General features: G+C 37.8%; 23 protein-coding genes and 1 riboswitch. Of the genes, 17 read left to right on the forward strand and 6 right to left on the reverse strand.

What is annotated here, in order from left to right; all coding sequences use genetic code 11:
- Nucleotides 1–8: 8 nt before the first annotated feature.
- The 3 genes from PI85_RS14695 to PI85_RS14705 form a co-directional block, all read right to left on the reverse strand.
- The gene (locus PI85_RS14695; protein WP_036122845.1) at nt 9–671 is read right to left on the reverse strand and encodes a methionine ABC transporter permease; all 663 of its coding nucleotides are present in this window, start codon (nt 669–671) and stop codon (nt 9–11) included.
- Nucleotides 664–1,689, reverse strand: coding sequence for a methionine ABC transporter ATP-binding protein (locus PI85_RS14700; RefSeq protein WP_036122847.1), 1,026 nt, complete (start codon nt 1,687–1,689; stop codon nt 664–666). The genes PI85_RS14695 and PI85_RS14700 overlap by 8 nt, the downstream gene beginning before the upstream one ends.
- A gap of 94 nt (nt 1,690–1,783) precedes the next feature.
- A complete protein-coding gene (locus PI85_RS14705; RefSeq protein WP_008176091.1) occupies nt 1,784–2,614 on the reverse strand; it encodes a MetQ/NlpA family ABC transporter substrate-binding protein in 831 nt (276 codons plus the stop codon).
- Between the two features lie 89 nt (nt 2,615–2,703).
- Nucleotides 2,704–2,809: riboswitch (SAM riboswitch) on the reverse strand.
- A gap of 122 nt (nt 2,810–2,931) precedes the next feature.
- On the opposite strand from PI85_RS14705, the gene PI85_RS14710 reads away from it, so the two are divergent.
- Entirely contained in the window at nt 2,932–3,435 is a 504-nt protein-coding gene (locus PI85_RS14710; RefSeq protein WP_036122853.1) for a PPC domain-containing DNA-binding protein, read from the forward strand.
- Nucleotides 3,436–3,482: 47 nt separating this feature from the next.
- Here PI85_RS14710 and PI85_RS14715 read toward each other — a convergent pair whose 3' ends face one another.
- The gene (locus PI85_RS14715; protein WP_036122856.1) at nt 3,483–4,646 is read right to left on the reverse strand and encodes a pyridoxal phosphate-dependent aminotransferase; all 1,164 of its coding nucleotides are present in this window, start codon (nt 4,644–4,646) and stop codon (nt 3,483–3,485) included.
- 96 nt (nt 4,647–4,742) lie between these two features.
- Here PI85_RS14715 and PI85_RS14725 point away from each other — a divergent pair, with 96 nt between their 5' ends.
- A complete protein-coding gene (locus PI85_RS14725) occupies nt 4,743–5,537 on the forward strand; it encodes a carbon-nitrogen family hydrolase (RefSeq protein ID WP_036122859.1) in 795 nt (264 codons plus the stop codon).
- A 46-nt stretch (nt 5,538–5,583) separates the two neighbouring features.
- On the opposite strand, the gene PI85_RS14730 is transcribed toward PI85_RS14725, so the two are convergent.
- On the reverse strand, nt 5,584–7,152 hold the full coding sequence (locus PI85_RS14730; RefSeq protein WP_036122862.1) for a PucR family transcriptional regulator: 1,569 nt from the start codon (nt 7,150–7,152) through the stop codon (nt 5,584–5,586).
- Nucleotides 7,153–7,385: 233 nt separating this feature from the next.
- Here PI85_RS14730 and PI85_RS14735 point away from each other — a divergent pair, with 233 nt between their 5' ends.
- The 14 genes from PI85_RS14735 (at nt 7,386) to PI85_RS14800 (ending at nt 23,674) form a co-directional block, all read left to right on the forward strand.
- Nucleotides 7,386–8,798, forward strand: coding sequence for an amino acid permease (locus PI85_RS14735; RefSeq protein WP_036122864.1), 1,413 nt, complete (start codon nt 7,386–7,388; stop codon nt 8,796–8,798).
- Nucleotides 8,799–8,822: 24 nt separating this feature from the next.
- Nucleotides 8,823–10,352, forward strand: coding sequence for a CoA-acylating methylmalonate-semialdehyde dehydrogenase (locus PI85_RS14740; RefSeq protein ID WP_036127574.1), 1,530 nt, complete (start codon nt 8,823–8,825; stop codon nt 10,350–10,352).
- 33 nt (nt 10,353–10,385) lie between these two features.
- Nucleotides 10,386–11,738 (forward strand): aspartate aminotransferase family protein, encoded by a 1,353-nt coding sequence (locus PI85_RS14745; RefSeq protein ID WP_036122867.1) that lies wholly within the window; start codon nt 10,386–10,388, stop codon nt 11,736–11,738.
- A 461-nt stretch (nt 11,739–12,199) separates the two neighbouring features.
- A complete protein-coding gene (locus tag PI85_RS14750; RefSeq protein ID WP_036122870.1) occupies nt 12,200–13,783 on the forward strand; it encodes a glutathione ABC transporter substrate-binding protein in 1,584 nt (527 codons plus the stop codon).
- Nucleotides 13,784–13,851: 68 nt separating this feature from the next.
- Nucleotides 13,852–14,775, forward strand: coding sequence for a nickel ABC transporter permease (gene nikB, locus PI85_RS14755; RefSeq protein WP_036122873.1), 924 nt, complete (start codon nt 13,852–13,854; stop codon nt 14,773–14,775).
- Nucleotides 14,776–14,788: 13 nt separating this feature from the next.
- Nucleotides 14,789–15,685 (forward strand): ABC transporter permease, encoded by an 897-nt coding sequence (locus tag PI85_RS14760; protein WP_008176071.1) that lies wholly within the window; start codon nt 14,789–14,791, stop codon nt 15,683–15,685.
- An 11-nt stretch (nt 15,686–15,696) separates the two neighbouring features.
- Nucleotides 15,697–16,689 carry an ABC transporter ATP-binding protein gene (locus tag PI85_RS14765; protein WP_036122876.1) on the forward strand — a complete coding sequence of 331 codons (993 nt, stop codon included), beginning with the start codon at nt 15,697–15,699 and terminating at the stop codon, nt 16,687–16,689.
- Nucleotides 16,682–17,647, forward strand: a complete 966-nt coding sequence (locus tag PI85_RS14770; RefSeq protein WP_036122879.1) for an ABC transporter ATP-binding protein — start codon at nt 16,682–16,684, stop codon at nt 17,645–17,647. Before PI85_RS14765 ends, PI85_RS14770 begins: the two co-directional genes overlap by 8 nt.
- A gap of 18 nt (nt 17,648–17,665) precedes the next feature.
- Complete coding sequence (locus PI85_RS14775) at nt 17,666–18,544, forward strand: sugar phosphate isomerase/epimerase (RefSeq protein ID WP_036122882.1); 879 nt, start codon at nt 17,666–17,668, stop codon at nt 18,542–18,544.
- A gap of 12 nt (nt 18,545–18,556) precedes the next feature.
- Nucleotides 18,557–19,615, forward strand: a complete 1,059-nt coding sequence (locus PI85_RS14780; protein WP_036122884.1) for a Gfo/Idh/MocA family protein — start codon at nt 18,557–18,559, stop codon at nt 19,613–19,615.
- A 1-nt stretch (nt 19,616) separates the two neighbouring features.
- Entirely contained in the window at nt 19,617–20,498 is an 882-nt protein-coding gene (locus PI85_RS14785; protein WP_036122887.1) for a sugar phosphate isomerase/epimerase, read from the forward strand.
- Nucleotides 20,499–20,512: 14 nt separating this feature from the next.
- The gene (locus tag PI85_RS14790; protein WP_036122890.1) at nt 20,513–21,664 is read left to right on the forward strand and encodes an ROK family transcriptional regulator; all 1,152 of its coding nucleotides are present in this window, start codon (nt 20,513–20,515) and stop codon (nt 21,662–21,664) included.
- An 18-nt stretch (nt 21,665–21,682) separates the two neighbouring features.
- Nucleotides 21,683–22,684 (forward strand): asparaginase, encoded by a 1,002-nt coding sequence (locus PI85_RS14795; protein WP_036122894.1) that lies wholly within the window; start codon nt 21,683–21,685, stop codon nt 22,682–22,684.
- A gap of 12 nt (nt 22,685–22,696) precedes the next feature.
- The gene (locus tag PI85_RS14800) at nt 22,697–23,674 is read left to right on the forward strand and encodes an N-acetylglucosamine kinase (protein ID WP_036122897.1); all 978 of its coding nucleotides are present in this window, start codon (nt 22,697–22,699) and stop codon (nt 23,672–23,674) included.
- A gap of 48 nt (nt 23,675–23,722) precedes the next feature.
- On the opposite strand, the gene PI85_RS14805 is transcribed toward PI85_RS14800, so the two are convergent.
- Entirely contained in the window at nt 23,723–24,889 is a 1,167-nt protein-coding gene (locus tag PI85_RS14805) for an FtsW/RodA/SpoVE family cell cycle protein (RefSeq protein ID WP_036122900.1), read from the reverse strand.
- A gap of 244 nt (nt 24,890–25,133) precedes the next feature.
- Here PI85_RS14805 and PI85_RS14810 point away from each other — a divergent pair, with 244 nt between their 5' ends.
- Nucleotides 25,134–26,804 (forward strand): methyl-accepting chemotaxis protein, encoded by a 1,671-nt coding sequence (locus tag PI85_RS14810; protein ID WP_036122903.1) that lies wholly within the window; start codon nt 25,134–25,136, stop codon nt 26,802–26,804.
- Nucleotides 26,805–26,818 lie beyond the last annotated feature (14 nt).

Raw genomic sequence — 26,818 nt, forward strand, 5'->3', positions numbered from 1 at the left:
TCCTCCTCCTAGTCTTTCTTCAATTTGGCTGAAATGCGGTTACCTATGGATTGTATGCTTTGTACAAGGATGATTAAAATAAACACAGTTGCATACATGACATCTACCTCATAGCGTAAATGACCATAACGGTAAGCTAGGTCTCCTAAACCGCCAGCACCAACCATTCCCGCCATTGCAGTTGCACCAATCAATCCAATTGTAGCGATTGTTAAGCCTAAAATAATGGATGGGCGTGCTTCGCGTAATAATACATGCCAAATGATATGCCGACGTTTAATACCCATAGCTGTGTAGGCTTCGACAACGCCCGAATCAACTTCTAAAAGCGCTGACTCCATCAGTCGTGCAATATAAGGAGCCGTATAAACTACAAGCGGAACAATAACGCCTTTAACGCCAATCGTTGTACCGACGATAACCTTTGTAAAAGGTAAAATGAAGAATAGTAAGATGATGAATGGCACTGAGCGGATTATATTAATGACTAGATTAAAAAATTGATAGAAAAATTTATTTTCGAAGGATTGACCAGGTCGTGTTAAAACTATTAAAAGCCCTAAAGGTATACCAATTAGAATGGAAAAGAATAATGAAATTCCGACCATTTGAAATGTTTCGATAATTGCTTTGCCAATAACCTCTGACCAATCATTAAAGAAATTACTCATGGATCTCTCCTCCTAACTCTTCCACAGTAACGCCATTCTCTGCAAAATAGGTTAGCGCCTTTTGAACAATGTTGGGCTCTCCGTTTAAATGCACCACAATATTACCAACAATGCCGTTTTTTAATTCAATAATATTGGCTGTTAAAATGTTTGGTTGTACATCATATACTTTGGTGACTTCAGCCAATAATGGCTTACCAGTACTTTCTCCAAGAAATGTTAAACGAATGACGCTACCAGAAACATTTAACTGCTCAATAAGAGAAGGAGTTAAGTTACGTTGTGAAATGGTACTTAAGAACTTTCTTGTAGTAGGGTGTTGTGGTTTTGCAAAGAGCTCGATAGCCGTACCAAATTCAACTACTTTCCCTGCTTCTAGAACAGATACCTCATCACAAATTTTCTGAATGACATTCATTTCATGTGTAATCAGTAGGATTGTAATTCCTAATTCACGATTAATTTTTAACAATAGTTCAAGAATAGCCTCTGTAGTCTCAGGATCAAGCGCACTTGTTGCTTCATCACTAAGTAAAATTTCTGGCTCTTGCGCTAGAGCGCGTGCAATAGCGACACGTTGCTTTTGTCCACCTGAAAGCTGATTAGGGTAGCTATCTAGCTTTTCTGTTAAACCTACAATTTCCGCATATTTAGCCACACGATTTTTGACTTCTGTTTCGTTATAACCAAGTAGCTTTAAAGGAACTGCAATATTGTTATAAACTGTCGCTGTCTTTAAGAGATTAAAATGTTGAAAAATCATACCAATCTTTTGTCGTGTTTGACGTAAGTCATGAAGTGAAAGGGTAGTAATATCCACATTGTCTATCAAGACTTTGCCTGCTGAAGGACGCTCTAGTAAATTAACACAACGAATCAGCGTACTTTTACCGGCACCACTATACCCAATTACACCATGAATTTGCCCTTTTTTTACATGAAGATTGATTCCATCCACAGCTTTAATACTGCCTTTTTTTGTCTTATATTCTTTTGAAATATTTTGTAATTGAATCATCAGATTGATTGCTCCTTTCTTAACTTCTAAAAAGCAAGAATCTGCACGGTTTCCATAGTGGAAATATGGCAGATTCTTTAGCTTATCACACGTATTACCAGCTAGGGATTACAGAACCTTTGAATTCCTCTTCAATGAATTGGCGCACTTCATCAGATTGATAAGCCTCAATGAACTTTTTAATCGTTGGGTCGTTTTCATTTTCTGCACGAACGACAATGTAGTTCACATATGGAGAGTCAGTAGATTCTAAAAGAATAGAGTCCTCTTGCGGATTAATGCCAGCTTCCAGCGCAAAGTTAGTATTAATAGCAGCTACATCTACTTCACTAAGCTGCTTAGGAATTTGTGCAGCTTCTAATTCTATGAATTTTAAATTCTTTTTGTTTTCTTCCACGTCACGAACAGATGCTGTTAAGTCCGCTCCATCTTTTAATTTAATATAGCCTGCCTCTTGTAAAACAAAGAGAGCACGGGCTCCATTTGTTGGGTCATTCGGTAAGCCAAATGTTGCGCCTTCAGGAACGTCATCCAATGATTTATATTTTTCAGAGTAAATACCCATTGGATTTAAAATTGTTTTGCCAACCGGTACTAAATCTGTATCGTGATCTTTATTAAATGTATCGAGGAAAGGTTTATGCTGATAGCTGTTTGCGTCAAGATCTCCTTCTGCTAAGGATGTGTTTGGTAAAACATAATCAGAAAATGATTTTAGTTCTACTTCTAGACCTTTTTCCTTTGCAACTTTAGCAGCTACCTCTGCAATTTGCTCATGAGGTCCTGAAGTGACACCCACAACAATTTTATTTTCATCGATAGCTTCGCCTTTTCCTTTGCTATCTTCTTTAGAGCCACAGCCCGCTAGTGCTGCTACTAATGTAAGACTTGCTAAACCTACTAAAAATTTATTTTTCTTCTTCATGAAAACTACCTCCAAAAATTGTTTTATCGGTTTTTGAAAATAAAAAAAACTCTCTTACAAATTAAGAGAGGCTCATGAAAAAAAGTCCTCTCTTATCTATCAAACGAATTTCGTTTGCAGGATTTAGCACCTTCCTTCGTAAAAGGAGGTTGCCGAGCTTCATAGGGCCAGTCCCTCAGCTACTCTTGATAAGAGATTCATATTATATTTTTGTATTTCCGATAGAACTAATATAATTTATAGGGTATAGTAAGTCAATAAATATTTTTAAAATTTTTTATATTGTTATAATATTTTGTCGCGAAGGAGGGAGAAGATTGTCCGTAAGAGTTAATTATGGCATAGGTTCATTTGGTAAGGTGATTAGTGCTCGTCTTCTCATGGGGACAGACATCATTGAAGGAATTGAGGCACTTTGTGAAGAGAATAAAATTGATTCAGCAACCATTATTAGTTGTATTGGTAGTTTTCAAAAAAGTAGCTTTGTTTATTTAGTACCTGATGAAACTTCTCACATTAAAGTTCAATTTAGTGATGTGGTCGAGAAGGAGGGGCCACTCGAGTTTATCCAAGGTTCAGGAGTTGTTTGTAAGCGTGATGCACAATATGAAACGCATTTCCATGGTTCCATGAGTGATCAATGGGGAGTGGTTTCAGGCGGTCATTTTATAAAGGGTGGAAATATCGTCATAACAGCAGATATAGTGCTGGCAGAAGTTCAAGGCATTCAGCATATCCGTCAGTTGGATGATGAAACAGGTCACGTACAATTTTATCCATTAGAACAGGAGTTAGATCTTCCAAGGAAAATTGAAAAATAGTAAGTCCTGTAGCTAGTGAAAGCTACAGGACTCCATTTTGTTCCATGTTAAAATAATTTTAATTGCTCAATTCTATGCATGGCTTCTCGTAAACGTTCCTCGCTTACAAGTAAGCCAATACGCACATAGCCTTCTCCATATTGACCAAAGCCATTTCCTGCGGCTACCGCAATATCAGCTTTGTCGAGCAAAATATTGGCAAATTGTTCGCTAGTGAAACCTAATGGGACAGGGAGCCAGGCAAAGAAGGAGCCCCTTGGTGCCGTTACTTGCCAGCCAATTCTATGAGCTTCTTCGATTAGAACATTTCGACGACGCTCATAGGTAGCTCTTAGCTCATCTGCACATTCCTGCGAAGAGGTCAGTGCAATAGCTGCTGCGTGTTGAATAGCAGGGAATTGACTACAAAATAAATGATCTTGAATAAGATTAATCGCGGCAATCAAATCAGCATTACCTACAGCAAAGCCTATGCGCCAACCTGCCATATTATAAGTCTTTGATAATGTGTACATTTCGATTCCAACTTCTTTTGCACCATTTGCCTGTAAGAAACTAATAGGTTTATTGCCATCAAATCCAATTGCACCATAAGCAAAATCATGTGATACGATAATATTATGCTCCTTAGCAAAACGAATGGTTTCTTCAAAAAATTCAAGTGTAGCGGTACCACCCGTAGGATTATTTGGGTAATTTAAGTAAAGTAACTTGGCTTTTTCTTTAACTTCTTTAGGTAGGGCCTCATAATCAGGTAAGAAATTATTCTCAGCAAATAGTGGCATCACTTCAAAATTAACATCACCTAATACAACACCAGATAAGTAGTCTGGATAGCCCGGGTCGGGTAATAGCATCGTATCGCCTGGATTTAACACAGCCAAAGGTAGCTCAACAAGACCAATTTTTGTGCCACCAAGAATCGCTACTTCAGTATCAGGATCAATCTCCACATCATATTCTCGTTTATAAAAGTCGGCAGCCGCTTGACGTAATTCGGTGATACCACGAAAAGGCGAATATTTGTGGTTTTGAGGATTTTCAGCTGCTTCCTGCAATGCTTGAATGATATGAGTGGGCGTAGGTTGGTCGGGATTTCCTTGCCCGAGATTAATCACATCACGACCTTCTTCCAAGGCATTGTTTACTTTTTGGACAAGCGCCGCAAAAAATTGAGTGGGTAATTGCTGTAGTTTTTTAGAGAATTCCATGCATGATCACCTTTTTCAGAATATAATAATTATTATTGAAGAATATGAAGCAAATAGTAGTACTTTTTTTGTTAATTGTCTAGAGGAGGAATGAATATGAAAATCGGTTGTATTCAGTTAAACGTTGGCTTCGGCAAAGTAGAAGAAAATTTTACACGGGCAGAGGACAAGATTCGTGAAGCCGCAAAACTGGGGGCAGAAATTATTGTGCTTCCGGAAATGTGGAATACGGGCTACGCACTAGAGAAGCTACCAGAATTGGCAGATGTTAACGGTGAGCGTACAAAGGCATTTTTAGCTAACTTAGCGAAGGAACTTAGTGTACATATTGTCGGTGGCTCCGTTTCAATAAAAAAGGACGACAAGTTTTACAATACGATGTATACATTTGATAACAATGGATTACTTGTTGGGGAATATAGCAAAGCCCATCTTTTCCGTTTAATGGACGAGCATCTTTACTTAGAAGCGGGAGATGATATGAATCGATTCGCGCTAGGACCTATTGAGGCAGCTGGTGTCATTTGCTATGATATTCGTTTCCCTGAGTGGTTACGTGCACATGCCCTCCAAGGAGCAAAGGTGCTGTTTGTACCAGCTCAATGGCCGACACCTAGAATTGATCATTGGAAAACATTGCTGCAAGCGCGAGCGATTGAAAACCAATGCTTTGTTATAGCAGTTAACCGTATTTCGAGAAAAGTAGAAAACTTTAATGGGCAATCGATGATTATTCAGCCATGGGGTGAGGTGCTTTGGGTTGGTGCTGAAGACGAGGAAGTAGCAGTAATTGATGTGGATTTCTCCATAGTTGATGAAGTACGTGGAAGAATTCCTGTATACGATGATCGTCGACCAGGACTTTATCAAGATGTTGTGGTGAAAGGATAATGAGATGGCACGTTGAAGGGGGAGAGCTCTTGAACGTGCCTATTTTTTAACTCTTGTCATCAATTAAGGAGTTTGCAAGGAGCATAAATTCCAGTGTAATGCGATTATGACCCTTCATGAAATTTTCCCCGAGTAAACTTTCAAGCTTTTTTAAGCGGTGATACAGTGTTTGACGAACGATAAACAATTGGTTAGCCGTTTGCTGCTTGGAGCCATTTGATTGTAAATAGACTTGTAATGTTTCAAGAAGCTTGCTGTTATATTTTTCATCATACTCAATAACTGGCTGTAAATAGTCGTTTATAACTTCCTTTAAATTCACCTGCATTTGTAATTTATAGATTAAATGATACAAATGCAAATCATCATAAAAGAACGAGGAAGTTTGCACTTTGCGGCAAATATATAATGTTTCTAATGCAGTTTGATAGCTTTTGGAGATTTCTTGTACATCAGCTACAACTTTACCAACCGCTATTTGAAACCCTTGAGTTTGCTGTTTTTTATAAAATTCAGTTTTGGGCAGTGAGGTAAAGATGCTATTTAGTATTTCACGAATCGCTCGACCATCTTTTGTATGAAGTAAAATAAAAATGACATAGCTTTTTCTTTCGAATAAAAATGGGATAAAGCCATGCTGTTCAAAGAGATTACGATAATAAAGTTTACTATAGACAATATCCTCCTGCGCTTTCATTACTGTATTGGGGGTGGCCAAAACAAAGACAGCCCCACTAGATTGTGAATAGTTGGTATAGTGAGAAACGATAAATTTATAGATTTCCTCCCTGTTCAGCTTTTGGTCGATCCAATCAGCTAAAATCGAAGCGTCCTCAATATTCTTTTTCTCCTCAATATAGAACTCTCGCATTAATAATTGCGCTAATGCTGTTGCTGTACGGTCTAAAATTAATAATTCAAACTCTGAGAATAGTCCATCTTCACGAAAAATCGTTAAATCTGCATAATGTTGATCAAAAATAAAGATGGGCTCATGTTTAAATTGCTGAGCATATTTATTCAAAGCTAATAATTGCTGACGGTTACTTTTTGTCATGTTGGGAAAAAAGATAGGTTCCCGTCCCTTAATGGAAAACATAATTTGTGTTTTCAATTCGTTATACATATTTTGTAAAATATCATCCGTGTTTTGGCCTAAGACCGTATTTTTATTTAAAGTTTGTGAGTAGGATTCTAGTGTCGAAATCATTAAATATTGCTGATTAATAATTTGACTATGTAAATCCTGTGTAATGCGAACAAAAGGTACGGCTTCATGAAAAACAATAATCGGGAACTGATGACGATTTGCAATGGCAAGTATTGCTTCTGGAACGACTTGAATAGAAGAGCCATACTCAATACAAAGAGCAGCACAATTTTTATCGATTAAAGATTCAATAAACGTCATAAAATCTTCGATGCCATGTTGAAGACTGATCCCCGTTGTTAACACCAACTCTTCTCCAACTAAAAAATTATCTACATGGACTATTTCAAGAACATGTGCCCACTTAACGATTCTTAATAGCCCGTCATGACCTGCAACTACCTCTGCATTCTGAAAGTATTTATTTTCTAACACATGAAGTACTTTAAGTTGGAATTGGCTCAATATAGCTCCTCCTTTTGAAACATCTTCTCCGTTTTGTATATCTATTATTTCTCTTTCGTGTTATTAAACAGCTGTAAATTCAGATAAATTAATATTTTAAGAATATTTAGTCTATTTTACATTATGTTTAAAACAATTGTATAGAAATTTACAGTTTGTCTATTACTTCAATGATATGAAACATGTAAGATTTTTGTAAGCGATAATCCAATCTAATAAAAGAGGTGACAGATATGGAGCAACAAACGCATTTACAACGAGGATTAAAGAAACGGCATATGACGATGATCGCGATAGCGGGTGTAATTGGGGCTGGCTTATTTATGGGCAGTGGCTCAGTCATTAACCTGGCGGGTCCAGGAGCAATATTATCGTATATATTTGCAGGAATTATTGTCATTTTAGTGATGCGTATGTTAGGTGAGATGGCGGCTGTCAATCCAACGAGTGGGTCGTTTGCACATTATGCCCATGAAGCAATTGGTCCATGGGCAGGCTTTATGATTGGCTGGCTGTATTGGTTTTTCTGGGTCATAGCTATTGCATTAGAGGCGACGGCAGCAGCGGCCATTATTCAATATTGGTATGACGGAATTCCTTTATGGCTCTTAAGTTTACTTTTAACCGTAGCACTTACTTTAACAAATGTTCTTTCTGTAAAAGCCTTTGGCGAATTTGAATATTGGTTCTCTCTTATTAAGGTTGCAAGTATAGTAGTTTTTTTAGGTTTAGGCGCATTCATTATTTTTGGTATAGCCCCAAACTTTAACGCTGTCGGTTTGACAAATCTAGTTGAGCAGGGTGGATTTTTACCAAACGGCTTTGGCGCTGTACTAATGGGTGTTGTCATTGTTATTTTTTCCTTTATGGGGACAGAGATTGTCGCTATCGCTGCTGGTGAGTCAGACGAACCGTTAGCAGCTGTAACAAAAGCTACCAATTCGATTACTTGGCGCATTTTAATTTTCTATGTGGGCTCAATAACTGTTGTTGTGACGCTATTGCCCTGGCACTCCTCTGATATTTTAACAAGTCCTTATGTAGCAGTGTTAGATTATATTGGTATTCCTGCCGCCGCACAAATCATGAATTTTGTTGTTTTAACAGCTGTGTTATCGTGTCTAAATTCTGCACTTTATGCAACATCACGAATGGTATTTTCTTTAGCAGAGAAGGGGGAGGCACCAAAAGCCTTTTTGAAATTAAATAAAAATGGTGCACCTGTGAATGCTATTTTAGCCGCAACATTTTTCTCTTATATTGCCGTTATTATGAATTATGTTTCACCAGATAAAGTATTTATGTTTTTACTAAGCTCTTGTAGTGCTATTACGTTAATTCTTTATTTAATTATCGCCTTTTCACAATTGAGAATGCGTAGAAAGATTGAACGCGAAAATCCTGAGCTATTAAAGGTGAAGATGTGGCTATTCCCGTATCTAACGTATTTCACAATAGTAGCTACAACTGCTTTATTAATAGCCATGTTCTTTATTGAGTCTATGCGGTCACAAATTCTATTTACATGTGTTGTCGTTGCCGTGGTCATGATTTTTTATTTACTTACGCAAAGGAATAAGGTGATAAAACAGGTCGATGAATCAAGCTCTATTTTTAACAAAGAAGAATTTGATTTTGAACAATAATCCCATGTAAGGAGAGGTTAAATGATGACAGTACAACAAAAAATGAAAACGCTAACACATTTTATCAAAGGGGAAGAGGTAGCTGGTACTAGTGGAAGGTTTTCAGATGTGTATAATCCAACAACAGGTGAAACGATAGCGAGAGTCCCACTTGCTTCAAAAGACGAAGTACAGCAGGCCATTCAACATGCTAAGGAAGCCTTTCCTGCATGGAAAAAGGTGTCCATTGGGAAGAGGGTTGAGGTTTTACATCGATTCCGTCAATTGTTAGTAACAAAACAGGAAGAACTTATTGAAGTGATTTGTCAGGAAAGCGGGAAAACTAAAGAGGATGCGAAGGGCGAAATTATTCGAGGGATTGAATCGGTAGATATGGCGATTAGTGCCCCACAATTGCTAAAAGGGGAGTATTCCGTCAATGTAGGTGGCAATATTAATGCTTTTTCTGCTAAATCACCACTCGGTGTAGTGGCAACGATTGCGCCTTTTAATTTCCCTGTTATGGTCCCTTTAGCTATTACAAGTATGGCTGTGGCAGTAGGGAATGCTGTTATTTTAAAGCCATCTGAACGCGTTCCTCATTCTGCATTATTTTTAAGTCAACTATGGAAAGAGGCGGGACTTCCGGATGGTATTTGGACAGTAGTGAATGGCGATAAAGAAGCGGTCAATGAGCTTTTAGAAAACAAAGAGATTCAAGCCATTTCCTTTGTAGGCTCTACGCCAGTAGCCGAATATATTTATCAAACGGGAACCAAGCATAATAAACGTGTGGCTGCTTTTGGTGGAGGTAAGAACTTTATGATTGTTATGCCAGATGCCAACTTGGAGCAAACTGCGAACGCCTTTTTAGGTGCGGCGTACGGGGCAGCATCACAGCGCTGTATGGCGATTTCTGGAGCGCTTGTTGTTGGTCAAGATACAGAGCAACGTTTTACAGACATATTGAAGCAGAAGATTTCACAGCTAAAGGTAGGTCCTTATACAGAAGAAGATGTCGATTTCGGCCCAGTTATTACCCAACAATCGAAAGAAACGATTATCAGCTATATTGATGGGGCTGTTACTGAAGGGGCAAATCTTGTTATTGACGGACGAAATCCTAAAGTATGTGAAACATCTAATGGTTTTTATGTTGGGCCAACACTTCTCAATAATATTACGCCTGATATGACCATCTTTAAAGAGGAGGTCTTTGGTCCAGCACGTATAGTAGTGCACGTGGAGACATTACAAGAGGCCATTGATTTAATTAATGACCATGAACTTGGTAATGGAGTAACGATGTTTACAAGCAGTGGTGCAGCTGCTCGTAAATTCCAAGAAGAAATTGAAGTGGGCATGGTAGGGGTTAACGTACCAATTCCAATTCCTGTCGGCTACCATAATTTCGGCGGGTGGAAGCGTTCTAAGTTTGGTGAAGGGCATATGTTCGGTCCAGATCAAGCGAGATTCTTTACAAAGGCGAAAACAATCTCAGAGCGTTGGCCGGATGAAACGGAAGATGCAACAAGCTCCTTTGCCTTCCCAAGTAATAACGATGCAAAAAGCTAATCGACTAAAAAATAAGTGAGAGGGTGTTCGGCAATGACACAGACCAATCTTAAAAGTGATGTTTTAGCAAAGGATGAGCAATATGTATGGCATTCAATGAAACCCTACAATCCACAAGCAACATATGTAGTGGAAAAATCAGATGGTGCAAGAATAATAGATACGGATGGCATCGAATATATTGATGCCATGGCAGGGCTATGGTGTGTAAATGTCGGTTATGGACGTAAGGAACTGGCAGATGCCGCACATGAGCAAATGATGAAAAATGCCTATGCACCATTATCGCAGGGACATTTACCAGCCGTACAGCTAGCTGAAAAGCTAAATGACTTGCTTGGTGGGGAGTACGTTATTTTCTTCTCTAATAGCGGATCAGAAGCGAATGAAACAGCTTTTAAAATAGCGCGACAATATCACCAGCAAAAAGGGCAAAGCTCCCGCTATAAGATTGTCTCTCGCTACCGAGCCTACCATGGAAATTCCTTTGGGGCATTAGCAGCAACAGGGCAAGCGGAACGGAAATATAAATACGAGCCATTGTCTCCAGGCTTTATCCATGTCGCACCGCCTGATCAATACCGTGAACATGAAGATGATACTGTTGCACCATCAGAGTTAGCGAGCGTAAGGGCTGTCGATAAAACGATGACATGGGAATTGAGCGATACGATTGCAGCTATGATTTTAGAGCCAATTATTACAGGTGGCGGTGTCATCATGCCTCCCGAAAACTATTTAAAAGGCATAGAGGAAGTGTGCAAAAAGCATGGAGCTTTAATGATAGTGGATGAAGTTATTTGTGGCTTTGGTCGAACAGGTAAGCCATTTGGATTTATGAATTATGGTGTGAAACCAGATATTATTACAATGGCTAAAGGGATTACGAGCGCATACTTACCATTATCAGCAACTGCCGTAAAACGTGAAATTTATGAGGCTTTCACTGGCACAGATGCCTATGGCTATTTCCGCCATGTCAATACTTTTGGGGGCTCTCCAGTGGCATGTGCAGTTGCATTAAAAAATATTGAAATTCTAGAGCAAGAAGCGTTGTTCGACCGCTCCAAGGAGATGGGGAAGGCCACATTACAAACATTGCAAGAAAATTTACAGGATCATCCGAATGTAGGAGATGTGCGGGGCAGAGGTTTATTAATTGGGATTGAGTTAGTAGTAGATAAAGTCTCAAAAGAACCTTTACCAGTGGAGAAGGTAAATGCTGTTATTGCTGCATGCAAAGAACAAGGGGTGATCATTGGGAAAAATGGGGCAACAGTAGCGGGCTTTAATAATGTTCTGACACTATCACCACCACTTAATATTATTCAAGAGGATCTTCAGCGTATACTTGATGTGGTCGTTGAGAGTATAAGAAAGCTATAATAAATGATGTTGGTTCTAAAGGCCTAGAAGTAAGGGCTTTTAGAACCTTTTTAAACAACTAGAAATGAATGCTCGGTAAAAATAATTATTAAATTTATAAAAATAATGCTGGAAAAAAAGTGAACTGTAGTTTATAGTTGTTAAAAAATAATAAATTTTCTGATAATTATACATTGAAAGTGTCCTTGATCCTGGAAGGGGATATTTTTTTAATTACTTATTTTCAGCAGTGGAATAAATAAATCTTGTCGCTTGAACTATAGTTTCTGATGAAAAGCAATTGTGAAGTTGAGAAAGCAATGTCTTCCTCTAATTGAATTGTCTTATCGTAATGAAGTATAGTTTATTTTTTTGCCTATTTATTTTCATCAGTGGAGAAAATAAATAATTTTAGTAATTATATTTCTTAATGAAGCCATTAGGAGGTATTATTATATATTTTTACAAAGGGAGTAGATGAGATGAATTATGTTAAAAAATTGGTTTTTGTAATTCTATGTACGTTGCTTTTAGCAGCATGCGCAGAGAAAGACAATTCTAACGCATCAAACACTGGGGAAAAATCTACTACAGATTCAGGTAAAGCTAGTTCAAAAAATGAATTGGTCATCGCTGTAAATGAAAACTTTATTTCTATGGATCCACATAACACAGGAGATACCAATTCGGGGTCAGTTCAGGAGACGATGTTAGAGGGGTTACTGGGCTTCGATGCGGATGGACAAATAATTAAGGTGCTAGCAGAAGATTATACAATCAGTGAAGACGCACTGGAGTATACATTTAAGCTGCAAGAAGGGGTCACTTTCCATGACGGGGAGCAGTTTAATGCAGAAGCTGTAAAAGCCAATATTGAACGAATTATGAATGATGAAAGCTTACGCCTTTATTCACGTGGTTTTAGCTTAATCAGTCATGTTGAAATATTAGGAGACTATGACATTAAAGTGACTTTAAAAGAACCATATGGACCGATGATTACACGATTCGGAGTGGCTAAAATGATAAGTCCCAAAATGATTAAAGAAAGTGTAGTAGATATTCCTAATCAGCCTGTAGGTACAGGTCCTTATCAATTTGTTGAATGGGTACAAGGAGATCATTTAACCATTGAAAAATTTGATGGCTATTGGGGTGGCGGTGACCGTGTATCTAAAATTACGTATAAACCAGTCCCAGAAAACGGATCTCGGGTGGCGATGTTAAAAGCTGGGGATGCACAGGTTATCTATCCTGTACCTGCTCAAAATATCGATGAGCTTTCTAACCATAAAGATGTAGAAGTTAATAAAGTTCCTTCAACAATCGCTCATTATGTTTCCTTAAATACGTATAAAAAACCGTTGAATGATAGTAAGGTTCGACAAGCATTTAATTATGCGGTGGACAAAGAAGCATATTTAAAGGTTGTTAATGCAGGTCTAGGCTTACCGCTAGACTCCATTATTCCTTCCAAAACAGTTTATTATAAACAGCAAAAAATGTATGAGCACAATATAGAAAAAGCAAAGACCTTGTTGGCTGAGGCTGGATATCCTGATGGCTTCGATATTGAAATCTGGGGAAATACGAACTCGGATACGATGAAGGGAATGCAGTTTATCCAACAGCAGTTAGGACAAATCGGTGTCAAAGTTGCGATTAAATCTATGGAAGAAGGTACTTTGTCAGATGAGATTTACGGGGCTCAAACACCGGATGATGCAAAATTACAAATGTGGTATGTGAGCTGGTCAGCTTATGCTTCTGATATAACAAATGCGACAAAACCACTTTTCCATAGTGTATCATTCCCGCCAAATGGTGCGAACACAGCCTATTATCATAACACTGAGGCAGATCAAATAATGGATGAGGCTAACTCCATTTCAGATGTAGACCGCCAAGCTGAGCTCTATGAAAAATTACAGGAAATCGTTTACCAAGATACACCTTGGATTTTCTTAGGGGTAGATGAGGTTGTATATGGTGTACGTTCAAATGTCAGCGGTGTATTAGTAAATCCAACAGGTGGGCTCGATGTGAAGAATGCAAAAGTTGAGTAATGCTACGCAATAAAAGGAATTGATGTAGGTCAATTCCTTTTCTACAAAATAGAAAGGAGGAGATCGTCATGTGGAAATATACAGCAAGAAGAATTGTTGAAATGATACCGATTTTAATTGTTATTTCAATATTAACGTTTTTATTTATTCATTTCATACCAGGAGATCCTGCGCGATTAGTAGCGGGTAAGGATGCCACGATCGAGGATGTTAAAAAAGTACGTCATGAATTGGGTCTTGATAAGCCTATTTTAAAACAGTATGTAGACTATATGAAAAATCTAATGACGGGTGAGCTTGGCACGTCCTTAACAACAGGTCTACCCGTGATTGATATGTTTAAAACAAGGTTTATGCCCTCTCTTCAGCTTACCTTTCTCTCGATGTTTTGGGCTACATTAATAGGTTTAATGATTGGCGTTTTTTCTGCCATCAATAAAAATAAATGGCCTGATTATTTCGGAATGGTAACAGCAGTTTCTGGCATTTCGATTCCTGGATTTTGGTTGGGACTATTATTAATTCAATTATTTTCAGTACAGCTAGGGCTATTCCCAACAGGAGGGTTAGATGGTTTCTCTAGTTATATTTTACCTTCCCTAACTTTAGGGGCAGGTATTATGTCAATGATTGCACGATTTACTCGATCTTCTATGCTCGAAACGTTACAGGCGGATTTTATAAGAACTGGGAGAGCAAAAGGTCTGAAGGAACACTCTGTCATAGTGACCCATGCTTTACGAAACTCTTTAATTTCTGTAGTGACGGTCGCCGGCCTACAATTTGGTTTTCTACTAGGGGGTTCAGTGGTAGTCGAGACCGTTTTTAGCTTTCCGGGGATGGGGCGTCTTCTAATCGACTCGATTGCATTCCGAGACTATCCTGTTATTCAGTCAGCTCTATTATTATTTGCGTTTGAATTTATTTTAGTAAATTTAATCGTAGATGTGCTCTATACAGTGTTAAATCCTAAAATTCAATTAGATTCTTAAGGGAGGGAACAGGATGACTTCACCAACTACGGTGCAAAATAGCCAAGTGCAAAAAACACAAAGGAAATACTCTCCTCTTAAGGAATTTTGGAAGTCTTTTAAAAAGCAAAAGGCTGCATTGTTAGCAAGCATCTTTATAGGGTTGCTAATTGTAATTGCTATCATTGGTCCTTATATTGCACCCTATGATCCGTTTGAACCAAACTATGATGCCTTATTAGAAGGACCGAGTGCCAGTCATTTAGCGGGAACAGACGAATATGGTCGGGATATTTTTAGTCGTTTAATTGTAGGGGCAAAAATCTCCTTAATGGTAAGCTTTAGCGCGGTATTTTTAGGCTTAATCCTAGGGACTATTTTAGGCTTAATTAGTGGTTACTTTGGTGGTTGGATAGACAAAGTTATTATGCGTAGCTGTGATGTATTGTTTTCATTTCCTGATTTATTGCTAGCCATTGCCATTGTCGCATTACTTGGTCCTGGGATTAACAATGTGATCATCGCTGTCATGATTTTTAGTGTGCCATCCTTTGCACGCTTAGTACGTGGTGCTACATTGAATGCGAAAGAAAATGTATATGTAGAAGCCGCACAATCAATGGGGGCCTCTCATGTAAGAGTGCTGTGGAAGCATATTTTTCCTGAAACGATTAGTGAACTAATTATTTTTGTCACAATGCGTATAGGAACAGCTATTTTAGCAGCTTCTGGCTTAAGTTTTTTAGGCTTAGGAGCGAGTCCTGAAATGCCCGAGTGGGGAGTAATGTTAAGTAGTGGACGCGACTACTTAGGAACATCTTCTCATGTAGTCATCATGCCAGGTATAGCTATATTTTTAACCGTACTAGCATTTAACTTAATAGGCGATGGATTACGAGATGTATTAGATCCGAAAATTAAAAATAATTAAGGAGAATGCCTATGACAGAACATGTATTACGAGTAACAGATTTAGAAACGTCCTTTATGCGTGATAAAACAGAGATCAAGATATTAAGAGGTGTCAATTTCTCGATTCGTAAAGGCGAAATATTGGGCTTAGTTGGAGAATCAGGCAGTGGGAAAAGCTTAACGTCCTTATCTATTATGCAATTATTTCATGGAACTACAGGCAAAATTGTCAATGGCTCTATTCATTTTAATGGGGAAGATTTGACCAACATGTCTGAATCCGATATTCGGAAAATTCGTGGAAAACAAATGGCGATGATCTTTCAAGAGCCTATGACCTCTTTAAATCCCGTTTTAAAAATTGGTAAGCAGCTAATGGAAGCAATTGAGATGCATTTGAAGCTGCCAAAAGGTGAAAGTAAACATCATGCCATTCAAATGTTAAAGAGTGTAGGAATAGGAAGAGCCGAAGAAATCATTCATGAATATCCACATCAGCTATCAGGGGGAATGCGGCAGAGAGTGATGATTGCTATGGCGATGGCCTGCCACCCCAATCTACTTATTGCTGACGAACCAACTACTGCACTAGATGTTACGATACAAGCGCAAATTTTAGAGTTAATGAAAAAGTTAAAGGAAGAAAATGAAACAGCTATTTTATTAATCACACATGATTTAGGCGTTGTGGCCGAAATGTGCGATAAAGTGGTCGTGATGTACGCAGGGCAGGTTGTAGAGGAAGCAGATGTCTTTGAATTATTTGCAAGTCCAAAGCATCCTTATACGAAAGGCTTAATTGCATCTGTGCCAAAAATTGGTGAGAAAAAGGAAGTATTAGATTCTATCAGTGGTCATGTACCATCTCCGCAACATATGCCGATAGGTTGTAAATTTGCTCCGCGCTGTCATCAAGTGATGTCTATATGTCATCAGGAATGTCCGCCGACAGTGGAAATTTCAGCTACTCGTCAATGTAGCTGCTGGCTATATGTGAAAAAGGATGTGGAAATCAATGCCTAACAGTATTTTAAAAGTGGAGAATTTAAAAAAGAGCTTTCAAATTGCGGGTGGGTTATTTCAAAAAAGACAACATGTTAATGCTGTAATAGATGTTTCATTTGAAATAGAAGAAGGAACAACATTTAGTTTAGTTGGAGAGAGTGGTTGCGGGAAATCAACAACTGGCAGGCTAATCACTAGACTAATAGAGCCGTCAAGTGGAAGTATCGTTGTCGATGGAAAAGAAGTGGCTACTGCCAAGCAATCTGAGTTAAAGCATCTAAGACAAACTGTACAAATGATTTTTCAAGATCCCTATGCCTCCTTAAATCCAAGAATGAAAGTAAAAGAATTAGTTGGTGAACCACTAGAAATTCATACAAAGCTATCAAAAGCCGAGCGTGAAAAGCTAGTACTCGAAATGCTTGAAGTAGTTGGCTTGAATGCTGATCATGCTGATCGTTATGCACATGAGTTTAGTGGTGGACAAAGACAGCGTTTAGGGATTGCACGTGCTTTAATTACAAAACCTAAAATCATTATTGCTGATGAGCCTGTGTCAGCATTGGATGTTTCTATACAATCACAAATTTTGAATCTATTAAAGCAATTGCAGCAAGAATATAAAATATCCTATCTTTTTATTTCACATGATTTAAGTGTTGTAGAGCATATTAGTCATTATATTGGTGTTATGTATTTAGGAACAATCGTAGAAATCGGAAAAAAAGAAGCGATTTTTAATAATCCTAAGCATCCGTATACACAAGCGCTTATTGCCTCTGTACCGATTGCAGACCCAATGTTAAGAAAGAAAAAGAAAGTGTTGATAGGTGATATTCCAAATCCTAAAAATCCGCCAACCGGTTGTACCTTCCATACAAGATGTCCCTTTGCAGCAGATATATGTAAGCATACGATTCCGGAAATGAAAAAAATTAACGAAGAGCAAAGTGTTGCTTGTCACTTTGTCAATTGAAAAGGAGAGATGTTTTAAATGAAAGTAGGCTTAAGCACATACAGTATGGTCAAAAAAATGAAGCAGGGGGAAATGAGTGTTCTGGATGTTTTGCAATGGGTAGCGGACAATGGTGGTCAGCATGTTGAGTTAGTGCCTTATGAGTTCACAATAGTAGATAATGATGAGCTCGCCACTCAAATAAAAGAGAAAGCTGCGGAGCTAGGGTTGGAGTTATCTGCCTACTCATTACCCGCAAACTTTATTCATGAGACTGAGGAAGCCTTTTTTGAAGAAGTGGAGCGCTTAAAGAAACACGTAGATGTTGTACATCGTATGGGTATCAAAATTATGCGCCATGACGTTACACTTTTTACTTTACCAAAGGAGCAAACAACCATCCATTATTATAATGAGCATTTTGATGAAATGGTTAGGGGCTGTCAATTGATCGCAGATTATGCGAAACAATTCAATATCACCACAACTATTGAAAATCATGGCTTTAATGTTCAAACAAGTGATCGTGTACAACAATTAATTCAAGCCGTTAACAGAGACAATTTTAAAACTACATTAGATATCGGGAATTTTTTATGTATAGATGAAGAGCCTCTTATTGGTGTTATGAAAAATATATCCTATGCCGCTACCGTGCATTTTAAAGATTTTTATATTCGCCCTTATTTTGAAAATCCCGGTGATGGTGAATGGTTCCGTACAGTTCATAACAATTACATCCGAGGAGCAATTGTCGGACATGGTGATATTAATATTCGAGAAATTATTAAGCTTGTCAAAGGCTATGGATACGATGGTTATATTACGGTGGAGTTTGAAGGTATGGAGGATTGTCAGGTTGGTTCAAAAATAGGGATGGATAATGTTCGTCGTTTATGGGATGAATGTAAGCTTTAAGGAGGGAAGAACATGGACAAATTAAAAGTTTGTGTAATCGGAACAGGCTCTATTTCGGATTATCATTTAGGCTCTTATATGAAAAATCCATCAGTTGAGTTATATGGTGTGTATGATACTTCTAATGAGCGGGGGAAAGCAAAAGCTGCTCAATTTGGAGCCACTCATGTTTTCTCTTCTAAAGAGGCATTATTTGCAGATAAAAATGTAGAAGCTGTCAGTATTTGTACATGGAATAATACACATGCAGACCTAGCCATTCTCGCTTTAGAAAATGATTTACATGTACTTATTGAAAAACCCTTATCTATGACTTATGCGGAGGCATTAAACATCCAAAAGGTTGCCGAAAAACATCGTAAAGTATTTCAGGTCGGCTATGTAAGACGTTTTGCAACGAACACAAAGGTGCTGAAACAGTTCATAGATGATAATAAATTAGGCGATATTTATTATGCGAAAGCTTCTTGCTTAAGAAGATTAGGTAATCCAGGAGGTTGGTTTGCAGAAATCGATAAATCTGGTGGTGGCCCATTAATAGATTTAGGTGTCCATGTTATTGATATATGCTGGTACTTAATGGGGAGACCGAAAGTGAAGCGTGTAACAGGTCACACCTATAATCAATTAGGAAATAGAAATCATATTGAACATTTATCTTTTTATAAAGCGGCAGACTATGATGCTACTAAAAATACAGTTGAGGACTTAGCGAACGCCCTTATAACATTTGAGAACGGGGCTTCATTAATGGTGGATGTTTCCTATACGCTACATGCCATAAAAGATGAAATGAGCATTAAATTATATGGCACAAATGGGGGTGCAGAACTAGAGCCTGAGCTGAAAATAGTAAGCGAGGAGCATAACACCATTTTAAATATTCATCCTCAAATTAACGATCTATCTTTTGATTTTGTAACAGCCTTTCAGAATGAAATCAATACGTTTGTTGATTGCTGTCTTCACCAATATGATTCAGTGGCACCTGTTGAGGATGGGGTAGAAATTATGAAGATTTTAGAGGGGATTTATATTTCTGCAAGACAAGGAAAGGAAGTCGTATATTAAAATGGTGAAATTAAACAATAGAATTGGTGTGATTGTAGATAGCTTTAGATTGCCTATACGTGAAGGATTGCTAAAAGCGAAGGAGGTCGGTGCACAAGGTGTCCAAATGTACGCTGTTTCAGGTGAGCTAGATCCGGATCATTTAGATGCTGAACAAAGAGCAGAATTGAAGCAATATATTGTAGATTTAGGGCTTGAAATTTCAGCATTATGTGGAGATTTGGGAGGACATGGCTTTCAAGATAAACACGAAAATGAATGGAAAATAAAAAAATCGAAGGATATTATGCAATTGGCAAAAGATCTTGGTACATCGATTGTTACAACCCATATTGGGATCATTCCTGAAGATGAGAATGATCCAATCTATCAAACCATGCTAGAAGCATGTGAAGAATTAGGGCAATTTTCTACATCATTAGATGCTTATTTTGCAATTGAAACAGGACCAGAGACGAGTCAAACATTAAAGAGATTTTTAGATAAACTATCAACAGATGGTGTATCAGTTAATTTTGATCCTGCCAATATGGTAATGGTAACCAAGGATGATCCTGTGGCGGGAGTGAAGCTTTTAAGAAATTATATTGTACATACACATGTGAAGGATGGCATTCAATTACAACAAACGAATCCAAAAGACGTGTATGGGTACTTAGGATACGATTCTGGAACATCTCATGATAAGATAGAAGAAATGGTGGAAAATGGGGATTTCTTTAGAGAGCTTCCACTAGGTCAGGGAGATGTCAATTTCGAGCTTTATTTTTCAGCTTTACATGAAATCGGATACAATGGCTATTTAACTATTGAACGAGAAGTGAGATCAAATCCCGAAAAAGACATCAGAGAGGCTGTACAATTCATAGAAATGTTTAAATAGGGGATGAATCTAATTTGAAAAAGCAAGATCAAGTACAAATGAGAAGACAAAATAAGTATATTGTGCTTGACGCAATTAGGCAGATGGCACCGATTTCAAGAATTCAATTATCAAAGTATACAAAAATGAGTCCTACGACTATTACTCGTATTGTGCAGGAGCTAGAAGCGGAAGGCTTTATACTTGAAGGGGTTTCAGAGGAAACCGCCATTGGTAGACGGCCAACATTAATTCAAATGCGTGAAGATGCTTTATATACTATAGGAATCGAGATAGATTGCTTTACAATTCGACTTGGTATATTAGATTTTCTAGGAAAACTGATCGCTTTTCAGGAAATCAAATGCAGCATCAAGCATCGGTATGAGGAAGCAATCCATCTATTAAAACGCTCCATAGCTACTATTATGTCAGAATATCAGATTGCTCAGGAGAAATTATTAGGCATTGGAATAGGGGTACCCGGTGTCATTAATAACGAAGAAGGGATTATAGTTTCTTCTGAGCAATTAAAGTGGGAAAACTGTCGTATAGGAGAGGACCTAAATGGTGTTTTTGATTGTGAAGTCATCGTAGATAATGAATTGAAAATGCAAATCATTGCAGAAATTGGTGATATCTATACGCCTCTTTATTCAAATTGTATTTTAGTAGGGATGGGAACGGGCGTCGGAGCATCCATATTACTAAACGGAGAAGTGTATCGTGGCATTCAAAACAAAGCGGGGGAAATAAGTCATATAACGATTAATCCCTTTGGTGAAATGTGTCACTGTGGAAAACGAGGGTGCTTGTCGATGTATATTTCAGAAATGACCTTACTCAATAGAACACCTAAAAATCTTAATATTCAATCAATCGAAGAGATTTTACAGTGTGTGGATCAAGGCGAACAATGGGCAGTGGATATTCAACAAGATGTAGCTACATATCTAGCCATTGCTATCAATAATTTGGTGTGTTTATATGAACCGGAAGCCGTTATTGTTAGCGGTGAAATTATCGAGCACAATGTAACATTTCAAAAACTTCTTAGTGAAAAATGCAAACAATATATATGGAAAGAACTACAACCTCATTTTGTTTTACAGTTTTCAAACCAATTAAAAGAGGGCGTAGTCAAAGGAGCAGCATTACAGGCACAAAAGCAGCTGCTGTCTGTTTAAAGAAAGGTTGGTTGATTCGTGGCTTACTCAGAATTTTTGAAAGAGTACCGTTCAGGATTAATGGAAAATGTGCATTATGGACAAATGAGTGCTGTGAATCTAGCGAAGGAAGAATTCGTTTCAGTTGGTCAAGATTATGAGCCTGTGTATTTTCGTTCTGCAGCAAAACCATTCCAAGCCATTCCAATTTTCATGACTGATTTTATAGAAAAGTATGAGATAACTTCAACGGAAAGTGCATTATTTTTGGCATCGCAAAGAGGTGAAATTTACCATCAAGAGGCATTGACCTCTTTGCTGGAGAAAATTCCTGTTTGTGAAAATGATTTAATTTGCGCAGCCTCATATCCGCTTAACGAAGAACCAAAAACACTATATATTCAACAGGGATTCCAAAAAAGGAAGCTACTTCATAATTGCGCAGGTAAGCATTTAGGGTTTTTAACTGCTTGTCTGGCGAATGGCTATAATTTTGAACAGTATTGTCATCCAGATCATCCATTACAGCAAATGATAAAAAAATACATTGCTTATTTAAGTGACTATGATGAGGGGAAAATTCGCACGGGAATAGATGGTTGTGGTGCACCTGTTTTTGCGGTTCCACTAAAAAATATGGCTATAGCCTATTTAAAGCTAGCACGGCCAGAATTGATTGATAATGATCAAGTTCGTGAGGCAGTAAAAAAGCTCACGACAGTTATGAATCAAGAAAATCAAATTATCGCAGCTCAAAATTTTATTTGTACAGCATTATTAAAAGATCCTAATATTGTAGCAAAGGGTGGAGCGCAGGGCGTATATTGTTTTGCTCTACGAAACGAAGGGGTAAGCTTTGCCCTGAAAATTATGAATGGCTCAGAAAGTCCATGGCCAAATGTAATTGCTTCTGTGTTAGAACAAATTCAGTATTCAAATGTTGAAACAATTGAGCGAATAAAAGCATTATCGCCTTCCTTTGTGCGAAATGACGCAGGGCATGAGGTAGGAGAAATCGTTTCCACAATTAAAATCGTATAGAGGTGAAGGCACTTGTATGTTTTGGCAATTGACGGTGGTGGAACGAAGACAATTGCTACCATCTCTACATTCAGTGGGCAAGTAATAGCCCTCGCAAAAACGGGTAAAAGTAACCCTACATCCATGAACATTGAGCAATTTACGCAGACGATAACAGAACTTATTAATCAATTGAAGAATCAACAACCGCTCCATTTTCATCAACTAACAAAATGCCATGCAGGACTTTCTGGTGTGACAGAAAATAATAATGAGGACATTACAAAGACATTATTAACGTCGCTTTTACCAGAAGGCTGTCAATTAACTTTATCAAATGATGGATTGAATGCACTGTATGCAGGAACATTAGGTCAACCTGGCATTGTTCAAATATCGGGTACAGGTGCGATTACATTAAGTATAGATTCGACTGGAAGAATTGAGCGGACAGCAGGATGGGGTTATATATTTGATGATGAGGGCAGTGGCTATGATATAGGTATTCGCACATTAAGGGCGGTTTTTAAAGAATTTGATAAAAGAGGTCCAGAAACGATATTAACTGGCGCTGTATTAGCCTATTTTCAAGTGCAATCTGTGCCACAAATTATTGAAATTGTATATGGTGAAGGGCATCCACGAGATATAATTGCGCCTTTAAGTAAAGTAGCGATAGAGTGCACAAAACGTGGAGATATAGTAGCAAATACGATTATTGATGAAGTGTGCCATATTTTTTATCAAAGTATCGATGCTTGTTACAAAAAAAATCCATTCTTCGCTGAACGTGTAAAAGTCGTGTTAGCAGGTGGAGTTTTTAAGGAATTGCCATTATTTATTAAAAAACTAGCTGTGCTGGATAAAAAGTATAGCAATCAATATGACTTTATGGGTGCTTCCAGCTTACCGGTAGGTGGTGCCGCGTTAGCCGCACTAAAATTACCTAGTAAGGAGGCTGAAATATTTATAAATCAATATAATGAAAGTATTCATGAGTTTTTAATTTAAGATGAATCCCTCAGCAAGTAGAGAATATCCTTCTCTACTTGCATTTAGTTAATCTCCTCTTTTAAACATATATCCCTTATAGGATTTATGAATAATCATGACAATTCCCATTAGCATGAAATTTGACAATAGTGAACTACCCCCATAGCTTAAAAAAGGTAAAGTAACTCCAGTGACTGGTAAAAGTCCAAGGGTCATGCCAATATTTTGAGTAATTTGGAAGGCTAATAAGCTTGATATCCCTGCGCCCATTAATGTCATAAAAGGGTCTTTTGCTTCAACAGAAATAAGAACAATCCTGTAGATGACAAAAAACAGTAAAGCAATGACAAATGCCCCGCCAGCAAACCCTAATTCCTCGGCAATTGCAGAAAAAATAAAATCAGTATGCTTCTCTGGCACATAAACATTATTATTAAGATAGCCCTTCCCGAAAAATTCCCCCGACCCGATGGCTAAAAAGCCTTGGCGAACCTGAAACGAAGAATCTATGTAATCATAAGGCTGTAGCCAGCCATAAATACGAGATACTTGATGTCCTGATAGGGCACCTAAAATTTTTTCTGTAAAAAAATCATTAAATCTAACATAAAGTACTACAATTGTACTGATTAAAACTAGAGGTATGGCCGTAAATACAATCAGTAATTTCCTATGTATACCTGAAAAAAATAACATGGGTAGAATCATTGCCATGTATAACATAACCATGCCTGTGTCGGGTTGTTTATAAACAAGGAGCGAAGGAGGAAGGACAATAAGTCCAATTTTCACAAATAGCCATAAATCAGCTAGATAGGAAGGGCGTGCATTTTTCTCTTGATGAGAGATAATGATTTTACTCACAACAATTAAAAAGGCAAATTTTAAAAACTCCGATGGCTGAAGAGAACCTAGAAAGGGTATTTGATACCAAGATTTAGCCTCGTTTATCGTCCGTGCAATACTCTCTGGTGCTACTATGAGTCCAGCAGTTAACGCTACTGCTAATCCATAAAATGGCCATCCAATCTTTTTTAATTGTTCAATATCAAGTAAAGAAATCCCAAACATGATGATAAATCCAATAAGATAAAAGATAAATTGCTTAACAATGAAGGAACTGGCATATTGTCCGAAATTGACACTGCTAGAATGGACAAAAAGGCAGCTAAAACCTCCAAGTAAAAAGAGGCTCACAACTAAACTTCCATCCAATTTCTTAAGCTGCGACAAATGTAACACCTTCTTTCTATAGTTACTACTATAAACGCTGGTAATGTGTGGAAGGTTGCAACTATTTACATGATGTAGATAAGGGATAATGGTATGAATCAATTTGTGCGGTAAATTACCTACTTGGGGATAGTGAGTGGGCATAATTTCTTAATTCTTCGTCTAATCTTTACAAAAACATAACACTGGCTTTATATCTTCATACTATCATTATTGGTAAGAGTTGGAGGAGGAGCCAGAGATCATGCATTTTTTTCGTTTCATAAAGGTGAAGGACAAGTTACTTGTACTTATGATTGTTTGTGTATTATCGAATGTATTGCTAGGTGTATTTAGTGTGGATTATTTAAGGAAAATGTCGTGGCATGCAAGTGAGAGTTACAAACAGGGGCTTGTTCCAATTGGGTGGCTAAATGAGCTGGAAGAATCGCAACGTCAATTAGATTTTATCGTCGATTCTGATGGCAATTATACAGGAATGGCTTCCATTTTAAAAGACGTGGATAAGCCGTTAGACCATTTAAAAAGCCAAGAAATTGATAAAAAAATGAGTCATCAAATTAATAAGTATAAGTCCTTGCTAGGGAAGCAGAGAGAATTGATTGAGGGCTACCAGCAATTGACCCAAAGTGAACAAGAGAAATTTTATTCTCAGACGTTTCTACCAATAAGTCAGGAAATTCATACATTATTAGAAGAAACACAAAACTACCTCGTTCAACGAGCAAAAGACCAACAACAGTCCTATCAAGAAGATGTACAATTTGGTTATTGGTTGCTTGGTGGTGTGTGTTTAACAGTTGTGATGCTAGTTATTATTATAGGGTTTATAGCAACAAAGGCGGTCAATGTCCCTACACGGCAATTAAAATCATTACTAAAACAGGCTGAACAGGGTGATTTCACTGCCAATGCAAGTTATGTGGCCCATGATGAGCTTGGTGAGGTGGTGCTGTCTTACAATCAAATGATCACGGAAGTGAAAAGTTTACTCCATACAGTTACGGACAGTGCCTACGAAGTGGAGGAAATGACCGGGAAATTACAGGAGTCCTCAGAGGAATCTTCAACAACGACATTGAAAATAGCAAAAGATGTACAGTCTATATCAGATTCAACGGTAGCGTCTTCTAATAAATTGGCTTCCAATACATCATCATTAGAAGAAGTTTTAAACGATGTACAAGTCATATTAGAAAAAATTCACATTGTAGAAAATTTCGCTCATAAAACTGCTCGAGATGCGGAAAGCGGAACTGAGATTGTGCAAGCCAATTTAGCACAAATGCAGACAATTAAGCAAGCTGTCGAGAAATCCAATACAGCCATCTTTAATTTAGTCGAACGAGCATCATCAATCGATCAAATGATTGAGGTCATTGAAAAAATAACGGCACAAACAAATCTATTAGCGTTAAATGCATCTATTGAAGCGGCAAGAGCGGGCGAGCATGGCAAGGGATTTGCGGTAGTAGCGAACGAGGTACGCAAGCTTGCAGAGCAAACCGTTCATTCAACGCAAACTATTACGTCCATTGTACAAAACATTCATCTAGATTCAAGCTATGCAGTACAAATGATGGAGGGTGTGCTAATGGCAACCGAAAAAGGCGTTGCTGTAACTGGTCAAACGGCATTAAGTTTTGATCAGATTTTAGAAAAAGTACATACAATCAAGCCTTATATTATGGAAGTCTCTTCTACAGTTCAAGAAATTGCTAATCATACAAAAACGGTTAGTGATGATGCGGTTATGCTGACATCTTTATCTGATACGAATACTGAATCAACGAAGCATGTTGCTACTTTAACAGCCGATCAATTAACAGCACAGCAACAATTCCACAATTATATTAAAGAATTACGAAAGGTATCAAAAGTGCTACAAATAGCGGTTAAACGTTTTTCAATATAATTTAGTCCTTCATA

The sequence above is a fragment of the Lysinibacillus sp. A1 genome, assembly GCF_000801965.1.
In the GTDB taxonomy this organism is placed as follows: domain Bacteria; phylum Bacillota; class Bacilli; order Bacillales_A; family Planococcaceae; genus Lysinibacillus; species Lysinibacillus fusiformis.

Coding starts and splice junctions, on each gene's coding strand:
- PI85_RS14780 (WP_036122884.1), top strand. CDS start 18,557: ATGGACAAATTAAAAGTTTGTGTAATCGGAACAGGCTCTATTTCGGAT.
- PI85_RS14735 (WP_036122864.1), top strand. CDS start 7,386: ATGGAGCAACAAACGCATTTACAACGAGGATTAAAGAAACGGCATATG.
- PI85_RS14715 (WP_036122856.1), bottom strand. CDS start 4,646: ATGGAATTCTCTAAAAAACTACAGCAATTACCCACTCAATTTTTTGCG.
- PI85_RS14785 (WP_036122887.1), top strand. CDS start 19,617: ATGGTGAAATTAAACAATAGAATTGGTGTGATTGTAGATAGCTTTAGA.
- PI85_RS14700 (WP_036122847.1), bottom strand. CDS start 1,689: ATGATTCAATTACAAAATATTTCAAAAGAATATAAGACAAAAAAAGGC.
- PI85_RS14775 (WP_036122882.1), top strand. CDS start 17,666: ATGAAAGTAGGCTTAAGCACATACAGTATGGTCAAAAAAATGAAGCAG.
- PI85_RS14695 (WP_036122845.1), bottom strand. CDS start 671: ATGAGTAATTTCTTTAATGATTGGTCAGAGGTTATTGGCAAAGCAATT.
- PI85_RS14745 (WP_036122867.1), top strand. CDS start 10,386: ATGACACAGACCAATCTTAAAAGTGATGTTTTAGCAAAGGATGAGCAA.
- PI85_RS14760 (WP_008176071.1), top strand. CDS start 14,789: ATGACTTCACCAACTACGGTGCAAAATAGCCAAGTGCAAAAAACACAA.
- PI85_RS14750 (WP_036122870.1), top strand. CDS start 12,200: ATGAATTATGTTAAAAAATTGGTTTTTGTAATTCTATGTACGTTGCTT.
- PI85_RS14725 (WP_036122859.1), top strand. CDS start 4,743: ATGAAAATCGGTTGTATTCAGTTAAACGTTGGCTTCGGCAAAGTAGAA.
- PI85_RS14765 (WP_036122876.1), top strand. CDS start 15,697: ATGACAGAACATGTATTACGAGTAACAGATTTAGAAACGTCCTTTATG.
- PI85_RS14810 (WP_036122903.1), top strand. CDS start 25,134: ATGCATTTTTTTCGTTTCATAAAGGTGAAGGACAAGTTACTTGTACTT.
- PI85_RS14770 (WP_036122879.1), top strand. CDS start 16,682: ATGCCTAACAGTATTTTAAAAGTGGAGAATTTAAAAAAGAGCTTTCAA.
- PI85_RS14705 (WP_008176091.1), bottom strand. CDS start 2,614: ATGAAGAAGAAAAATAAATTTTTAGTAGGTTTAGCAAGTCTTACATTA.
- PI85_RS14740 (WP_036127574.1), top strand. CDS start 8,823: ATGACAGTACAACAAAAAATGAAAACGCTAACACATTTTATCAAAGGG.
- nikB (WP_036122873.1), top strand. CDS start 13,852: ATGTGGAAATATACAGCAAGAAGAATTGTTGAAATGATACCGATTTTA.